The organism is Pseudomonas sp. B21-023, assembly GCF_024749165.1.
In the GTDB taxonomy this organism is placed as follows: Bacteria; Pseudomonadota; Gammaproteobacteria; order Pseudomonadales; family Pseudomonadaceae; genus Aquipseudomonas.
Map to the genome: position 1 here is coordinate 3,786,818 of NZ_CP087190.1, position 13,211 is coordinate 3,800,028.

19 protein-coding genes are annotated in these 13,211 nt (G+C 61.7%); 7 read left to right on the top strand and 12 right to left on the bottom strand.

From position 1 onward, the window contains the following. The first annotated feature begins 42 nt into the window (after positions 1-42). Both LOY42_RS16975 and LOY42_RS16980 read left to right on the top strand, forming a co-directional pair. A complete protein-coding gene (locus LOY42_RS16975) occupies positions 43-465 on the top strand; it encodes a DUF2231 domain-containing protein (protein WP_102684433.1) in 423 nt (140 codons plus the stop codon). Continuing rightward, positions 462-1,748, top strand: a complete 1,287-nt coding sequence (locus LOY42_RS16980; RefSeq protein WP_139672067.1) for a sorbosone dehydrogenase family protein — start codon at positions 462-464, stop codon at positions 1,746-1,748. Before LOY42_RS16975 ends, LOY42_RS16980 begins: the two co-directional genes overlap by 4 nt. 90 nt (positions 1,749-1,838) lie before the next feature. Here LOY42_RS16980 and LOY42_RS16985 read toward each other — a convergent pair whose 3' ends face one another. The 10 genes from LOY42_RS16985 to LOY42_RS17030 all read right to left on the bottom strand — a co-directional run bounded on the left by LOY42_RS16985 (position 1,839) and on the right by LOY42_RS17030 (position 7,325). Further along, positions 1,839-2,099, bottom strand: a complete 261-nt coding sequence (locus tag LOY42_RS16985) for a hypothetical protein (protein WP_139672070.1) — start codon at positions 2,097-2,099, stop codon at positions 1,839-1,841. Between the two features lie 72 nt (positions 2,100-2,171). Continuing rightward, complete coding sequence (locus LOY42_RS16990; RefSeq protein WP_110698576.1) at positions 2,172-2,738, bottom strand: EndoU domain-containing protein; 567 nt, start codon at positions 2,736-2,738, stop codon at positions 2,172-2,174. 77 nt (positions 2,739-2,815) lie between these two features. Further along, positions 2,816-3,598, bottom strand: coding sequence for a glycoside hydrolase family 19 protein (locus LOY42_RS16995; RefSeq protein WP_139672073.1), 783 nt, complete (start codon positions 3,596-3,598; stop codon positions 2,816-2,818). Positions 3,599-3,690: 92 nt separating this feature from the next. Continuing rightward, a complete protein-coding gene (locus LOY42_RS17000) occupies positions 3,691-4,077 on the bottom strand; it encodes a hypothetical protein (protein WP_110698580.1) in 387 nt (128 codons plus the stop codon). A 31-nt stretch (positions 4,078-4,108) separates the two neighbouring features. Continuing rightward, on the bottom strand, positions 4,109-4,282 hold the full coding sequence (locus LOY42_RS17005) for a hypothetical protein (protein WP_232968108.1): 174 nt from the start codon (positions 4,280-4,282) through the stop codon (positions 4,109-4,111). Positions 4,283-4,325: 43 nt separating this feature from the next. Beyond that, on the bottom strand, positions 4,326-4,631 hold the full coding sequence (locus LOY42_RS17010) for a hypothetical protein (protein ID WP_110698584.1): 306 nt from the start codon (positions 4,629-4,631) through the stop codon (positions 4,326-4,328). Further along, the gene (locus LOY42_RS17015) at positions 4,631-4,903 is read right to left on the bottom strand and encodes a hypothetical protein (RefSeq protein WP_110698586.1); all 273 of its coding nucleotides are present in this window, start codon (positions 4,901-4,903) and stop codon (positions 4,631-4,633) included. The genes LOY42_RS17010 and LOY42_RS17015 overlap by 1 nt, the downstream gene beginning before the upstream one ends. Before the next feature lie 87 nt (positions 4,904-4,990). After that, positions 4,991-5,605, bottom strand: a complete 615-nt coding sequence (locus tag LOY42_RS17020; protein WP_110698588.1) for a DUF2589 domain-containing protein — start codon at positions 5,603-5,605, stop codon at positions 4,991-4,993. Positions 5,606-5,616: 11 nt separating this feature from the next. Next, the gene (locus tag LOY42_RS17025; protein WP_110698590.1) at positions 5,617-6,105 is read right to left on the bottom strand and encodes a DUF2589 domain-containing protein; all 489 of its coding nucleotides are present in this window, start codon (positions 6,103-6,105) and stop codon (positions 5,617-5,619) included. Between the two features lie 200 nt (positions 6,106-6,305). Beyond that, a complete protein-coding gene (locus tag LOY42_RS17030; RefSeq protein WP_139672082.1) occupies positions 6,306-7,325 on the bottom strand; it encodes a helix-turn-helix domain-containing protein in 1,020 nt (339 codons plus the stop codon). A 223-nt stretch (positions 7,326-7,548) separates the two neighbouring features. On the opposite strand from LOY42_RS17030, the gene glpT reads away from it, so the two are divergent. Then, on the top strand, positions 7,549-8,901 hold the full coding sequence (gene glpT / locus LOY42_RS17035) for a glycerol-3-phosphate transporter (protein ID WP_046856272.1): 1,353 nt from the start codon (positions 7,549-7,551) through the stop codon (positions 8,899-8,901). A gap of 54 nt (positions 8,902-8,955) precedes the next feature. Here glpT and LOY42_RS17040 read toward each other — a convergent pair whose 3' ends face one another. Continuing rightward, entirely contained in the window at positions 8,956-9,243 is a 288-nt protein-coding gene (locus tag LOY42_RS17040) for a HigA family addiction module antitoxin (protein ID WP_046856273.1), read from the bottom strand. 30 nt (positions 9,244-9,273) lie between these two features. Beyond that, positions 9,274-9,537: a type II toxin-antitoxin system RelE/ParE family toxin gene (locus LOY42_RS17045; RefSeq protein WP_139672085.1), complete on the bottom strand. Its 264-nt coding sequence runs from the start codon at positions 9,535-9,537 to the stop codon at positions 9,274-9,276. A 288-nt stretch (positions 9,538-9,825) separates the two neighbouring features. Between LOY42_RS17045 and LOY42_RS17050 the strand changes: the two genes are divergently transcribed. From LOY42_RS17050 to LOY42_RS17065, 4 genes are all read left to right on the top strand, one after another. Beyond that, positions 9,826-10,050 carry a hypothetical protein gene (locus LOY42_RS17050; protein WP_139672088.1) on the top strand — a complete coding sequence of 75 codons (225 nt, stop codon included), beginning with the start codon at positions 9,826-9,828 and terminating at the stop codon, positions 10,048-10,050. Then, the gene (locus tag LOY42_RS17055; protein WP_139672091.1) at positions 10,037-10,417 is read left to right on the top strand and encodes a hypothetical protein; all 381 of its coding nucleotides are present in this window, start codon (positions 10,037-10,039) and stop codon (positions 10,415-10,417) included. The genes LOY42_RS17050 and LOY42_RS17055 overlap by 14 nt, the downstream gene beginning before the upstream one ends. A gap of 2 nt (positions 10,418-10,419) precedes the next feature. Then, complete coding sequence (locus LOY42_RS17060) at positions 10,420-11,553, top strand: hypothetical protein (RefSeq protein WP_139672095.1); 1,134 nt, start codon at positions 10,420-10,422, stop codon at positions 11,551-11,553. A gap of 559 nt (positions 11,554-12,112) precedes the next feature. Next, on the top strand, positions 12,113-13,189 hold the full coding sequence (locus LOY42_RS17065) for a type I restriction endonuclease (RefSeq protein ID WP_139672100.1): 1,077 nt from the start codon (positions 12,113-12,115) through the stop codon (positions 13,187-13,189). Positions 13,190-13,211: the final 22 nt, after the last annotated feature.

The window sequence follows — 13,211 nt, forward strand, 5'->3', positions numbered from 1 at the left end:
CACCCTCGACCCAGGATCGTCGATCGACAAGGAGCCTAGCCAGTGACCACTACCACCCTCCCCCGTTGCACCCCAGGGCCGCTGCACGCGACCCTGCTCGCCGGCAGCGTGCCGCTGTTCCTCGGCGCCCTGCTCAGCGACATTGCCTACTACCAGAGCTACCAGATCCAGTGGAGCAACTTCGCCGCCTGGCTGATCGCCGGGGCCCTGCTATCCAGTGGCCTGGCGCTGCTGTTTGCCCTGGCCAACCTGATCCGGGCGCCACGCAAGGCCGGTCGCCCGCTGCTGTACGTGCTGTTGCTGCTGGTCACCTGGGTACTGGGCCTGGTCAACGCCTTCGAGCACGCCAAGGACGCCTGGGCCGTGATGCCCGCAGGCCTGGTGCTGTCAGTAGTGGTCACGGTGCTGGCCATGATCGCCACCTGGGCCGGCCTGACCCGCCTGCGCACGGAGGGCGAAGCATGAAGCACGCATTGAGCGCCCTGAGCATGGCCCTGCTGCTCAGCGCCTGTGGCGGCGACGGCGAGAAGACCCAGGCCCATGGTCCGGACCCGAAATTGCCGTCTCCCGAGCGCGGGCTGCTGCCAAGCATGAAGATCGCCCAGCCGGCCGTCTGGGGTGAGCAAAAACCCCTGGTGCCCCAGGGCTACCGCATCAGCGCCATCGCCACCGACCTGAAGATCCCGCGCCAGACCCTGGTGCTGCCCAATGGCGACATCCTCGTTGCCGAGGGGCGTGGCGGCAACGCCGCCAAGCTCAAGCCCAAGGACGTGATCGCCAGCCAGATCAAGGCCAAGGGCAACACCCAGGTCAAGGGCGGCAACCGCCTTACCCTGCTGCGCGACGCCGACGGCGACGGCCGCTACGAACTGCAGACGGTGTTCGCCGAACACCTCAATGCCCCCTATGGCCTGGCCTATGCCGACGGCAAACTGTACGTGGCCAACCAGGACGCGCTGGTACGCTTCGATTACCAAGACGGCCAGACCCAGGCCGGCAGCCCGCCGACCAAGGTCACCGACCTGCCCGCCGAGATCAACCACCACTGGACCAAGTCGTTGGCCATCAGCCCCGACGGCCGCTACCTGTACGTCGGCATCGGCTCCAACAGCAACATCACCGAGCGTGGCATGGAGGCGGAGGTCGACCGCGCCATGGTCTGGCAGGTGGACGCTGCGACCGGTGCCCACCGGCCTTATGCCACCGGCCTGCGCAACCCGACCGCGCTGGCCATCCAACCACGCGAGGGCAAACTGTGGGCAGTGGTCAACGAGCGCGACGAACTGGGCCCGGACCTGGTGCCGGACTACCTGACCTCGGTGCAGGAAGGCGCGTTCTATGGCTGGCCATACAGCTACTGGGGCCAGAACGTCGATGACCGCGTGCGGCCGCAGAACCCGGACAAGGTGAAAGCCGCGATCAAGCCCGACTACAGCCTGGGCTCGCATGTGGCGGCGCTGGGCGTGGCCTTCTCCAACCCGGCCATGGGCGAACCGTTCGCCGACGGGGTCTTCGTCGGCGAACACGGCAGCTGGAACCGGCCGAACCCGGTGGGCTACAAGGTGATTTTCGTGCCGTTTCGCAACGGCAAGCCCGCCGGCGAGCCGGTGGATTTCGCCACCGGTTTCCTCGGTGAGGACGGCAAGACCCGTGGCAGGCCCGTGGGGGTGACCGTCGACCCGAAGGGGGCGTTGATCATTGCCGACGACCTGGCCAACACCCTGTGGCGGGTGACTCGCGAGCCGTAGGGGCGCCAGCGCTTTTCAGGTGCTCAACACGAGCGTGCAGCGCTCGCGTTGCGCACGTGGCTACCGCCATGCACATTTTGCAAGGCGCGTTCAGGCCTTGCCTGCAAACGACTCCAAGGCTTTGATGAAATCCTGCAACGGCAGGTGTACGGCCGGCCAGCCTTCGATGTAATAGTGCTCGATCACCACCGCGTCCTCTTCGAACGCAACATGGTAGGCATTGCCACTGTAGGGCTCCACCACTCGGTTGAGGCGCGCGGCAAGGGCCTTTTCCAGCAAATGCTCGCGTGCCACGGCCGTCACCTCATCGTCCAGGAACTGCTGCAGACTGCTGGATGGGATGTTGGACATCAGCAAACTCCTTTGTCGTGCTGACGAAAAGAGCCGGGCATCACGCCCGGCCCTGCAGAGAGTGACGCAGAATCAGTAGTCAGGATAGGCGGTGGTTACCACCGTGCCACTGGCGTTCATATAGCCGACGATGTTGAAGGACGCCGCCGGGTTGCCCGCCTGGCAACTCGCCCCCGACGGCCCGTGGAACTCGCCGTTTACCAGCCCGGTGCGGTTGTTGTACGCGTTCTGGATGGCCGCCACCACGTTGGCTTGTGAGCAAGTGTCAGGAAACATCGTGGAGACGGTCTTGGTGCCGGTCGCGCCATTCTGGGTGATGTTGAAGTTGCGCAGCACGTAGATCCCGGCCGGACCACGCGGGGTATTGGTGGTGGCAGCGGTAAAGGTCACGGTGGCAGGTGACTGGCCGTTCGGCCTGCTGTGAAAGCCCTTGGCCCGGTTGCCGGCAGCCTGCACCTGAACCTCACCACAGAACACATGCTGCTGGTTGACCGCGGGCGCGCCGCCCGAGTTGGGTTGCGGGCATTGCACGGCGGCCTGGGCAGGCGCCATCGGCACCAGGGTGAAGGCCAAGCTGCCGATAATTGCCAGACCAGCCAGCACGGCACGTGCAGGGGTTGCTACGAAAGTCTTTTTCATCTTGAAGCTCCTTTTTGCAGTGACAGGACGTTGTTGTCCTCTGGCTCCGCCGCTGCCGGCGGAAAGCGGGAGTGGGGTCAGCCGAGCAGCAGCCACTTGGCCCGGGCTAGATAAGCGGCACGATCATCGAGGCCGTTGAAGCCGCCGTTGACGCGCCGGGTGACTTCGCGCAGGTCATCCTTGTCGGCCCAGTCGTTGAGCTTGCGGTTGGCCCAGAACCAGCCGGCGACATCCACCGCCAGGGCCGGGTCGCTGCTCACCAGGGCGGGGTCGTCCTTGTTCTCGAAGTCGCGCGTGCAGTACTGGCCGTACTGGCGATAGTTGGCGCGGCCGGTGAGCTGAATCAGGCCACGCCCCTTGAAGCGCGGGCCGTCGCCCGGCTGCAGGTTGCCGAGGTCCTTGCGCCCTTCGTAGGCACTGCCGCTGGCCAGCTCTTCGGTGTATCGAAGGCAGCCACTCTCATGGGCGATCTGGGCGAGGAAGTGAGCAATACGCAGTGGCGTATCGATGCGGTAGCGGGTCAGCACCTCCAGCAACGGCTGATGGAACGCCGTGATGCGTGCGCTGCTGGCGTTGATCAGCGCCAACCACAGCTTGGCCACGCCGAGCCCGCCGGGCAGCCCGACCCGCAAGGCGGCCAGGGTCGTGTCGCCCGGCGCTACCGGTTTGCCGGCCGGGCTGCCGATGATCTGCTGGAAGCTCTCAAGGGCGCTGCGCGTGCCTGCGCCCCAGAGGCCATCGGTGCCGAGCGCGCAACTGAAGCCGCGTTGCCCGCTGTTGAGGTTGAGCAGCAGTTGCAGGCTGCGCACATCGGCGGGCGCATTGCTACCGCCGGTTCCTACGGTGTTGGTGATGCACATGGTCTGCTCCTTTTTCGGGCAAGCCGCTCCCCGTGGGGCAGCGGGCAGGCCGTGCCTTGGTGTCGAAGCGAGAGGTGTCGTGGGGGTTGGCGCTACTTACCGGATGGCAAGAGCGTCAGGCTGTAAGCCAGCTTGTTGCGTTGGGTAAACAGTTGCACCTGCAAGCCACCGCCACCCTGGCTGCTCTGCAGGTAACCCTGCGCCAGTTGCCCGCACAGGCCAGCGCCTGCGCCATCCAGGCCATAGCTGTTGACCTGCCCGTTGGCCCCGCTGTACTCCAGGTCGAAGCCGCATTTCCAATTGCCGTTGAAACGCACCTTGCCGGCGCGATCCCCCAACCCGGCGGCGGGCTCAATGTCCAGGACGACGGGGATGTCGCGGCCATCGTCCTTGAAGGTGCCGCGGTACTCGACGGCCCAGGCCGATGCCAGGCTGGTGAGGGCCAACGCCCCCACCAGTGCAGTTGCCAACTGTTTCATGGTGACTCTCCTTGTTGGTTGAATGCAGGGTTCAGAACGCCAGCACCAGCCCCGCCCACTTGGCGATGCTCAGGGCCAGGTCAGGCTGGATCGCGCCCAGAGCCACCAGCGCAGACAGCACCGCAGCGGCGATGGCGCACAGCACGCGCCTGGTGGTGGACATACGCGCCGGTTGCGCGTTTTTTTTCTTCAGGATCGTGCGCATGGTTCGAGTCTCCTGGGTTGAGAGCAGCAGCCGCATCGAGCGGTCAGTTCGCCTGGCCATCAGCGGGCCTCCGGTAGTGCCCGAACAGCTCGCCATCGAGGCGCACGACGATCGCCGCATGGGCATCGCCGGGCACGACAATGCTCAGTTCATGCAAGGTCTGCTTACCGCGTGGCGGGCGGCCGACCCGCAACGCCAGGCAGCCCGAGACATCGCCTGGCTCGACGGTCGCGGCCAGCGACACCTCCATCTGGGCGATGCGGATGCCCGGCCAACGCGCCCCTGTGACCTGCTGGGCGCCGGCCATGGCACCGCCGAGGGCCTGGACGAATTCTTCGAGGTGGTTCATCACGAGGCCTCCTGCTCGTCAGGCAGCCAGAACGGCCGACGGGCGAAGCCCACGTGGTAGATGAGCGACTGCAGCACCACCTGGTGCTCGCCGATGTTGAGCAGGTTGAAGCTCTTCTCGATGCCGACGATGCGCCCCTTCGGCGGCTCGCAGAGACAGCGGTTGAGCAGCGCGGTCTGCGCCTGGATCACATCCTGCGACGTCAGCTTCTCCGGATCGGTGCTGCCGACGACGATGCGTTTCACATATCCCACGTCCGTTAGATCGAACATCACGGAACTCCTTTCCGGAAAAGACTGACGGCCAACCCCCGGTCAAGGCTCAGGCGAACCCAGGGCTGACGCTGGGCCGCTCACCCTTTACTGCTGGGTGATGGCTTTTGGCGCAACCGACTGCGATATCATGTCCAGCACCCGGGCCAGCCCTTCCGGCATTCCGTCGTCGGCGGCGTGCACCTCGACGTGGTACTTGGCCGACTGGTCGGTGGAACGGGTGTTCTCCTTGTGCGAGGACACCGAGCCTGAGATGTTGACTTTGGCGCTGAACGGCCCCCAGCCCACACTGGCCTCGGCCGACATCGCCGCCTGGGCGTCGGTGGCTTCGCGCGATTGCTCGGAGTTCTTCACCTCCATGTCGAAGGTGATGTCGACCTTGTTGATCGACAGGTTCGGCACCTTGACCACCGCCAGCAGCGGTACTTCCAACTCGACCCGTTCCATGGGGATGGTGCCGTCGTCGGGCTTGCTGGTGGAGGGACGGTCGAAGCGGAAGCTGACCGTACGCACATCACCCACCCGGTTGGGGTCGGTGTTGTTCGGGTCAGGCGCCGGTGGCAGGAAGCCGATCACCTTGATGAAGTCGGCGGTAGCGTTGGCCAGGCGGACCTGGGCGTCGCAGGCGGCGGTCAGCGGACCACCGATCAGGTCGCCCATGGGCAGGCCGCGGAACTGGTCACCCATCGAGAAGTTAGCCATTTCTGTGTCTCCTAGATCAATTTATCGAGGTTTTGCAACAGCCGAGCCATCCCCTCCGACGGGGGCTGGGTTTCGACTTTGAGGGTGACGCGCGCCAGTGGCCCGCCTTCACCATTGCGGCGAACGCCCAGGTCGACGTTCAGAGCCTTGTGGTTCTCGCTCGGCCAGCCCGAGCCATCGGCGCCGGCATTGGCCGGTCCGACGTTCGCAGCCGAGCCGTCATCGGCGTTCAGCCCTACCTCGAACGAGATTTCCATGTCCTTGACGGCCATCAGCCGTGCCCCCACCAGCGACAGCAGCGGCACACGCACCACGCGCTCCTCGCCTTCGCGCGCTTCGGGCGAATGGGACGGCAGGCGCACATCAATGCTCACCGGTCGGTTGTCTTCGTCGAAGTACTGGCGCACGGTCGATACCTGAAAACGCTGGATCTTGTCCTGCGCCTCTGCGACCGCGCCGGCGATGCTCTGGATGAGGTGGTGGAGGGATTGATTCGCCACGTCCGACGCTCCTTGTCTGTTGCGGTGCCGATGCCGTCCGGGTGGCTTCGCAGTTCGTGCGTTGCAGGTTCAGGCCCTGACGACGGCACCGGATTGAAGGGTGGTTGGGTTACCCGTTGAATCCAGATTACGGTCAGGGCCACGCACTGTCCGGGGCTGGGCGTCCCAAAAACCTGGTCAGCCGTCCCAGGATGCGGGGGTTACTGGCCAGCCAGTTCATGCAGCCAACGGGCCAGTGAAGGCGGGGCGTGCGCGCCGCTCGCCGCGGCGTAACTGGCACTCAGCTCACCGCGCTGCAGCGCCCTCCGGGCGGCACGGGGCGACAGGCCGAAGGCCTTGCGAAACGCCTTGCTGAAATGCCCTTCGTCGGTGAACCCGTAGACATAAGCCAGGTCGCCGATACGCCGCCCGGCATTGGCGGGCTCGCCCAACGCCAGCAGGCAACGCCGCAGACGCCGTTGCAGCAGATAGCGCGCTACCCCGCCGAACGGTTCGAACGCCCGGTACAACTGGCTGCGCGAGGTACCCAGTGCCTTGGCCACAACGGCCGGGGTAAGGTCGTCACGCTGCAGGTTGCCCTCGATGTAACGACGGGCGCGCCGCCCCAAGGTCTCGGCGTCCGGTACGACAAGCGCAGGGTCGGTCACCGCGCTGGCCAGGCACGCGGCGATCACATGGAGCAAGGGCTCGGTCAGCCGTGTGCAGTCATCCTCGGTCAGGCGCGGTGCGGCCACCGCCAGCGACGCCAGCAGGCGCCCCAGAAGGCCGCCCATCGTGCTTTGCCGGCACAATCGCAGGCCATGGAGTTGCCCCTTGGCATGGGGCACCACTACGCGCGGGATGACCAGGCTCAGCCCCTCGCCTGCGGCCATGCCGAATGTCGCCGGCTGGGCCAGGTCCAGCACCACTACATCCTGCACGCGCACGCGTAGGCCATTGCCGCCGGCCAGCCCACGTTGCAGCGGCAGGTACAACACATAGTGATCCAGGTCACACCAGGCCAGACGCGCTCGATCACGCACATAGCGGGCAGCGTCCAGGCGACCGCTACACAACAGGAACCGCTTGAAATGAAAGACCGCGAGCGAGGCGTCAACCGAGGTCCCGGCACGAGCCGTGGTGCCGAACAGCACCGAGGGCCAGCCGGGATGATTTTCCTGACCGAGGTGCAGGTGGGGCAGCAGCGTGGCGCGGTCGATTGGCGTTGCGTGAATATCCATGGGATTGGCTCTTCCGTCCGTAGTAGAGCCGGAAAAGTGGTCCACAACTGACCAGTTCGTAGCCAATCGCCATCATCAATGTCAGAGGATGCCTTGCGCTGCCGTAATCACCCATGCGCAGGCTTTCACAAAAGAACAACCACCCGGCCTAAAACCGAGATTTTTTCCGTAACGAAAATGTAATATTCGCTTTCGCATACCTATAACAAGCTGGGAGCTTCAAATGTTTGCCTTCTTCCGCCCTGCCGCGCACCAGGCGCCGCTGCCCGACGAGCGCGTCGACAGCACCTATCGCCGCCTGCGCTGGCAAATCTTCGCCGGGATCTTTTTCGGCTATGCCGGCTACTACCTGCTGCGCAAGAACTTCTCCCTGGCCATGCCCTACCTCATCGAGGAAGAGGGCTACACCCGCGGCCAGCTTGGCCTGGCGATCTCCGCCATCGCCATCGCCTACGGTTTGTCCAAGTTCCTCATGGGCCTGGTCTCGGACCGCTCCAACCCACGCTACTTCCTGCCCTTCGGCCTGCTGATCTCGGCCGGGGTGATGTTCATTTTCGGTTTCGCGCATTGGGCCACGTCCAGCGTGACGATCATGTTCGTGCTGCTGTTCATCAACGGCTGGGCCCAGGGCATGGGCTGGCCGCCAAGCGGCCGGACCATGGTGCACTGGTGGTCGCAGAAAGAGCGCGGCAGCGTGGTGTCGGTGTGGAACGTCGCCCATAACGTCGGTGGCGGCCTGATCGGCCCGCTGTTCCTGCTGGGCCTGGCCTGGACCAACGACTGGCATGCGGCCTTCTACGTGCCTGCCACGGTTGCCGTGCTGGTGGCCGTGTTCGCCTTCGCCACCATGCGCGACACTCCGCAGTCGGTCGGCCTGCCACCGGTCGAGCAGTACAAGAACGACTACCCCGAAGGCTACGATGAGAGCCACGAGCAGGAGTTCAGCGCCAAGCAGATCTTCGTCCAGTACGTGCTGTGCAACAAGCTGCTGTGGTACATCGCCCTGGCCAACGTGTTCGTCTACCTGCTGCGCTACGGCGTGCTGGACTGGGCGCCGACCTACCTGAAGGAAGCCAAGCACTTCAGCGTCGACACCACCTCGTGGGCCTACTTCTTCTACGAGTGGGCAGGCATCCCCGGCACCCTGCTGTGCGGCTGGATGTCCGACAAGATCTTCCGCGGCAACCGTGGCCTGACCGGCATCGTGTTCATGGCTTTGGTCACCGTGGCCACCCTGGTGTACTGGCTCAACCCGCCGGGCAACCCGACCATCGACATGATCGCGTTGTTCGCCATCGGCTTCCTGATCTACGGTCCGGTGATGCTGATCGGCCTGCAGGCGCTGGAACTGGCGCCGAAGAAAGCCGCCGGTACCGCGGCAGGCTTCACCGGGTTGTTCGGTTACCTGGGTGGCTCGGTCGCGGCCAGCGCGGCGATGGGCTACACCGTCGACCACTTCGGCTGGGACGGTGGCTTCGTGATGCTGGTCAGCGCGTGCGTGCTGGCGATTGCGTTCCTGATTCCGACCTTGCGTCATACCAAGGTGGCCAGTGCAGGTCGTGAGGCAGTGGCCTGACAGCCTCGGCCGACACTCAGGTAAAAGCCCGGGGCCTGCACCCCGGGCTTTTTTTCAAGCGGCTTGATGCAACCGCGTGATCACCGGTTGCTGACGCTGGCGCGCCTGCCAGATGTCGTAGTCCACCTGGATCGTCAGCCACAGCCGCGCCGTGCTGATGCCGGCCATTTCCAGGCGTACCGCCAGGTCCGGAGAAACCGCCGCTCGGCCATGAAGGACCCGCGACAGCGCCTCACGCGAGAAACCCAGATGCTCGGCGAACGCCTTGACCGTCAGGCCCAAGGTCGGCAGGACATCTTCACGCAGGGTTTCGCCGGGGTGAGGCGGGTTGTGCATAGCCATGATTTTTGCCCCTTGTCAGTGGTAGTCGAGCTAGTCGACCAGTTCGACATCAAAGCCTGTGATACGGAAAACCAGGCGCCAATTGCCGGACACGCTTATCGACCAGAAACTGAGCCGCTCTCCTTTGAGCGGGTGCAACGGCCAGCCAGGCACATTCATGTCCTCGGCGACCACGGCACTGTCGAGGAACTGCAACTGTCGCCGCAGTCGCTGGAAATGGGCAGCACGAATGCCGCGGGTATTACCCGTTTCGTGGAAGAGCCGCAGGCCTTTGTGGCGAAAGCTGATGATCATGGGGCACGCATCCGTTCCATGCGACAAAACCAGAGTGTGACCCCACGCGTCACATATAGCAAAGTATCATATGTGACCCCATGCGTCACACCCTGCCGATAAAAATGTCGTGCCCTGCCTACATGGAGCTACCATCGCTCCGTCACTGGCTGGATGCGGCGCAGGCGCTGATCAGCTATTTGCGCCGCTCGCCTCGACGTGTCTGACGCAGCTCCCCAACGGTATAATACCCTGCTTGCCATCTGGAGGAACGGGCTTGCGCGCAATGGCGCCAACAGTGATACAGAAATGACCTACACCAAACACAGCCATTCTGACGTTCAGATCAGCAGCTGGCTCCTCAATTTGCATCTACAGTCAGGTCCGATGCAGCAAGTGCGCAAAAAACACTCCGGTAAAAATACTGCCCGCTTGCAAGCCATCATCGAACGCCAAGTCATGCCACATGGACGCACCACGACCATGGACCTAGAATGCCAGACACGACAAGGATGCACCGATGACCTTTCCTGATGGGCTGCCCGACAACTGTCCGCTACCAGCGGCTGTGAGCTGCTCCGGTATGATCTATATGGTTTCACTCAACAACCCCGTGCACGAACAGGATTGCCTCTCGCAGGCGGAGCGTGGCCGGGCCGCTGACGCAACCGGCGAAAATGCCTGCATTCGCCATGGGTTGTCCGTATTTCCCGACCTTGCCAGTTGCAGCCATCAGCAATCATTGTTCCCAAGACTTGGGAAGTACATCGCTACCGCCAGGCTCGAGCCAAGCCACGGAAAGATTCTGCAGACACCGGCAAAGCGCAACCCTCTCCATATGACGTGGTGGCCATGCAAGGACGTCGAGCGCAAGCTTCTGTTCTCGATGATGGAGGTTTGAGCATGCTGTGGCCCGTTACCTCTAACCCCATCAGCCCCCAGCCCTTTGAGACGCTGCATATCGCGGAGGTCCTTTACGAGTTCGACGGCCCCAAGATATTCACCACCTTGGGCAGCGATTCCCTCCTGCGTTTCTGGTACGAAAGCGAGGAAGACCGCGAAGAGAAGTTGATTCGCTATCTGGTTACCCCTACCAGCCCCTCGCTGATCCAACAGTTAAAAACTGGGCACAAAACTGTCCATGACCTGCTCAAACAGAGTTGGCTCTGGGTGGTCGATATGCACTACGACATGTCCCCCGCCATGGCCTGGAGCCTGGAAAGCCTGGATGACGTACCCCTGCAGTTCAAGCCAGAACCCCATGCCACCCTTTGCCCAGAGCATATGCCGCTGCTTTCCTATCGCCTCATCGGGCCGGGTCTGAAGGAAGGCGCAGTACCCGCCAGCGTGATTGCACGAGCGGTCAACAGCCCGGCAAGCGCGCTCAAGAAAATCCTCGAAGTCGTCACGCAAAGCGTCTCGCAAGGGAGGCCGGAAGAGAGTTTCAGGAGATCATACGATCTTCCTGCCACGCGCTTTGCCTACAACAGCTTCGAAGTTTCGTTCAGCATCCCCAACTCCGACCAACTGGATCTGCAGACCTCTCCCATAGACACTTATGCCCAAAGTGCGCACGTGCTCGAGTCGGGTTTGAGCTGGCTTGTCGAGCGGTCAGGCAACGAGCCTGAGATTTCCATACTGGAAGCACTGAGGGACCTGACACCACCGACTCACGGCCAGGTGGAGTCTGCCGAGATTCGCGGGCAGTTGATCAAGAACAATCAAGTCATCCGCCTGAACCGCCACCACCGAAAGTTCATCAGTGAAACGCTAGCCCGGCACCTTACGCAAAAGCACCAACTCGTGAAGACCAGCGGCCAGATCCGAGAACTGGACAAGGACAACCTGACCTTCATCCTCCGTGGCCGCCCCAACGGCGAGGCCGAACTGAAATGTGCTTTCAACGACAGCCTCTACGATGACGTCGTCGAGCACTTCGCCAGCGAAGTGAACATCAGCGTCACCGGCAGGCTCCGGCAAACCAAGGCAGTGCTGGAGATCAGCGATATTGAAGCCATACCGGATGATGCTGTTTAGCACTCTTGCAGTATCTATCCGTCTCAAAGTCGCTTAGCTGAACTACCGCTCAGGGAGCACAGTGGCAGGCATCACCAACGTGGGAGCGGGCTTGCCCCGCGATAGCGCCTTGCAAGTAATGGTGGCAGTCGTGTGCAGGGCTGCAAGACCGGGGCAATAGGAGAAAACCCGGCTGGCCCGAAGGCCACCCACACACAACCGCCATAAATCAGCCACAGACAAACGTCAGCAGCATAGCAGTTAGCGCTAGGCTTCCTATCACACACAGGCTTGCAGACCTGGTCGCTGAATTGGCAACGACCGAAGGAGCCTAGATTGATGAGAAAACCGTAGCAATGGCCAAGGAGGGGTAAAAGGATGATTCGGAAACGGACTACAAGCAATGAGGAAAATCTGATCGTTCTGCGGATGTAGGATTAACTTTCAGGCCGCTACATTGTGCTTTCACCTGCCTGTTCGGGTATCCAGCATGGATGAAACGACAGTAGCGGCAAGCAGATCCCCCATAGTAGCGTCTTGCCTCTACCGCCCGGATGGGCGAGCACGCACTGGAGCGCAAATGGAATTTGTAGAACGTCTCAACGCGATGGCCGCCAAGGTCAACCAACTGGCTTCGAGCATTCAAACTGAAGAAGCTACTAAAACTGCATTCATCATGCCCTTTATCCACTCCGTTCTGGGCTACGACGTTTTCGACCCGTCCGAAGTTGTCCCAGAATACGTCTGTGACGTAGGCACAAAGAAAGGTGAGAAAATTGATTACGCCATATTGAAAGATGGTGAAATCCAGATACTCATCGAAACAAAGAAAATTGGCGAACCGCTCAACATCAACCATGCCAGTCAATTGTTCCGCTACTTCCACGTCACAACCGCCAGAATTTCAATATTGACGAATGGGCGGCATTACCGCTTCTTCACAGACCTTGACGCACCGAACAAAATGGACGAAAAGCCATTTTTGGAAGTCGACCTTCTCGATATTGATGAGCACGTTATCCCGGAGCTGCAGAAGCTTACAAAATCAGCTTTCGACGTTGACTCAATAATCAATGCAGCAGGAGAGCTCAAGTACGTCGGGCAGATCAAACGAGTCATCGCATCACAATTCAGCCAACCTGACGACGACTTTATAAAATTCTTCGCCTCACGCGTCTACGACGGCGTTATCACTCAAAAGGTGAGAGAGCAATTCGGCCTGCTGACTCGCAAGGCAGCATCTCAATTCTTGAATGACCAGATCAACGATCGCCTGAAGTCAGCCATGAGTGGTGTTTCTTACCCAACCCCTGCTGAAAAGGTTGTTACCGAAACGCAGAGTGATTCCTCGGATAACGCAGAAGATCGCATTCAAACCACAATGGATGAGTTGGAAGGCTTCCACATAGTCAAAGCTATTGTCCGTACCACTGTGGACTCCAAACGTGTCATCCACCGAGATACGCAGAGCTATTTCGGGATTCTGCTGGACGACAACAACCGAAAACCGATTACCCGGCTTCACTTCAACCGTTCACAAAAATACATCGGTATTTTCGACAAAGATAAAAATGAGACACGCCACCCCATTAACTCATTAGACGACATCTACGAATTCGCTGACCAGTTAAGGGACACCGTGGGCTATTACGAGTAAAGATAAAGACGCCCTCGCCACT

Coding starts and splice junctions, on each gene's coding strand:
- LOY42_RS16980 (WP_139672067.1), top strand. CDS start 462: ATGAAGCACGCATTGAGCGCCCTGAGCATGGCCCTGCTGCTCAGCGCC.
- LOY42_RS16985 (WP_139672070.1), bottom strand. CDS start 2,099: ATGTCCAACATCCCATCCAGCAGTCTGCAGCAGTTCCTGGACGATGAG.
- LOY42_RS16990 (WP_110698576.1), bottom strand. CDS start 2,738: ATGAAAAAGACTTTCGTAGCAACCCCTGCACGTGCCGTGCTGGCTGGT.
- LOY42_RS16995 (WP_139672073.1), bottom strand. CDS start 3,598: ATGTGCATCACCAACACCGTAGGAACCGGCGGTAGCAATGCGCCCGCC.
- LOY42_RS17000 (WP_110698580.1), bottom strand. CDS start 4,077: ATGAAACAGTTGGCAACTGCACTGGTGGGGGCGTTGGCCCTCACCAGC.
- LOY42_RS17005 (WP_232968108.1), bottom strand. CDS start 4,282: ATGCGCACGATCCTGAAGAAAAAAAACGCGCAACCGGCGCGTATGTCC.
- LOY42_RS17010 (WP_110698584.1), bottom strand. CDS start 4,631: ATGAACCACCTCGAAGAATTCGTCCAGGCCCTCGGCGGTGCCATGGCC.
- LOY42_RS17015 (WP_110698586.1), bottom strand. CDS start 4,903: ATGTTCGATCTAACGGACGTGGGATATGTGAAACGCATCGTCGTCGGC.
- LOY42_RS17020 (WP_110698588.1), bottom strand. CDS start 5,605: ATGGCTAACTTCTCGATGGGTGACCAGTTCCGCGGCCTGCCCATGGGC.
- LOY42_RS17030 (WP_139672082.1), bottom strand. CDS start 7,325: ATGGATATTCACGCAACGCCAATCGACCGCGCCACGCTGCTGCCCCAC.
- glpT (WP_046856272.1), top strand. CDS start 7,549: ATGTTTGCCTTCTTCCGCCCTGCCGCGCACCAGGCGCCGCTGCCCGAC.
- LOY42_RS17040 (WP_046856273.1), bottom strand. CDS start 9,243: ATGGCTATGCACAACCCGCCTCACCCCGGCGAAACCCTGCGTGAAGAT.
- LOY42_RS17045 (WP_139672085.1), bottom strand. CDS start 9,537: ATGATCATCAGCTTTCGCCACAAAGGCCTGCGGCTCTTCCACGAAACG.
- LOY42_RS17050 (WP_139672088.1), top strand. CDS start 9,826: ATGACCTACACCAAACACAGCCATTCTGACGTTCAGATCAGCAGCTGG.
- LOY42_RS17055 (WP_139672091.1), top strand. CDS start 10,037: ATGACCTTTCCTGATGGGCTGCCCGACAACTGTCCGCTACCAGCGGCT.
- LOY42_RS17060 (WP_139672095.1), top strand. CDS start 10,420: ATGCTGTGGCCCGTTACCTCTAACCCCATCAGCCCCCAGCCCTTTGAG.
- LOY42_RS17065 (WP_139672100.1), top strand. CDS start 12,113: ATGGAATTTGTAGAACGTCTCAACGCGATGGCCGCCAAGGTCAACCAA.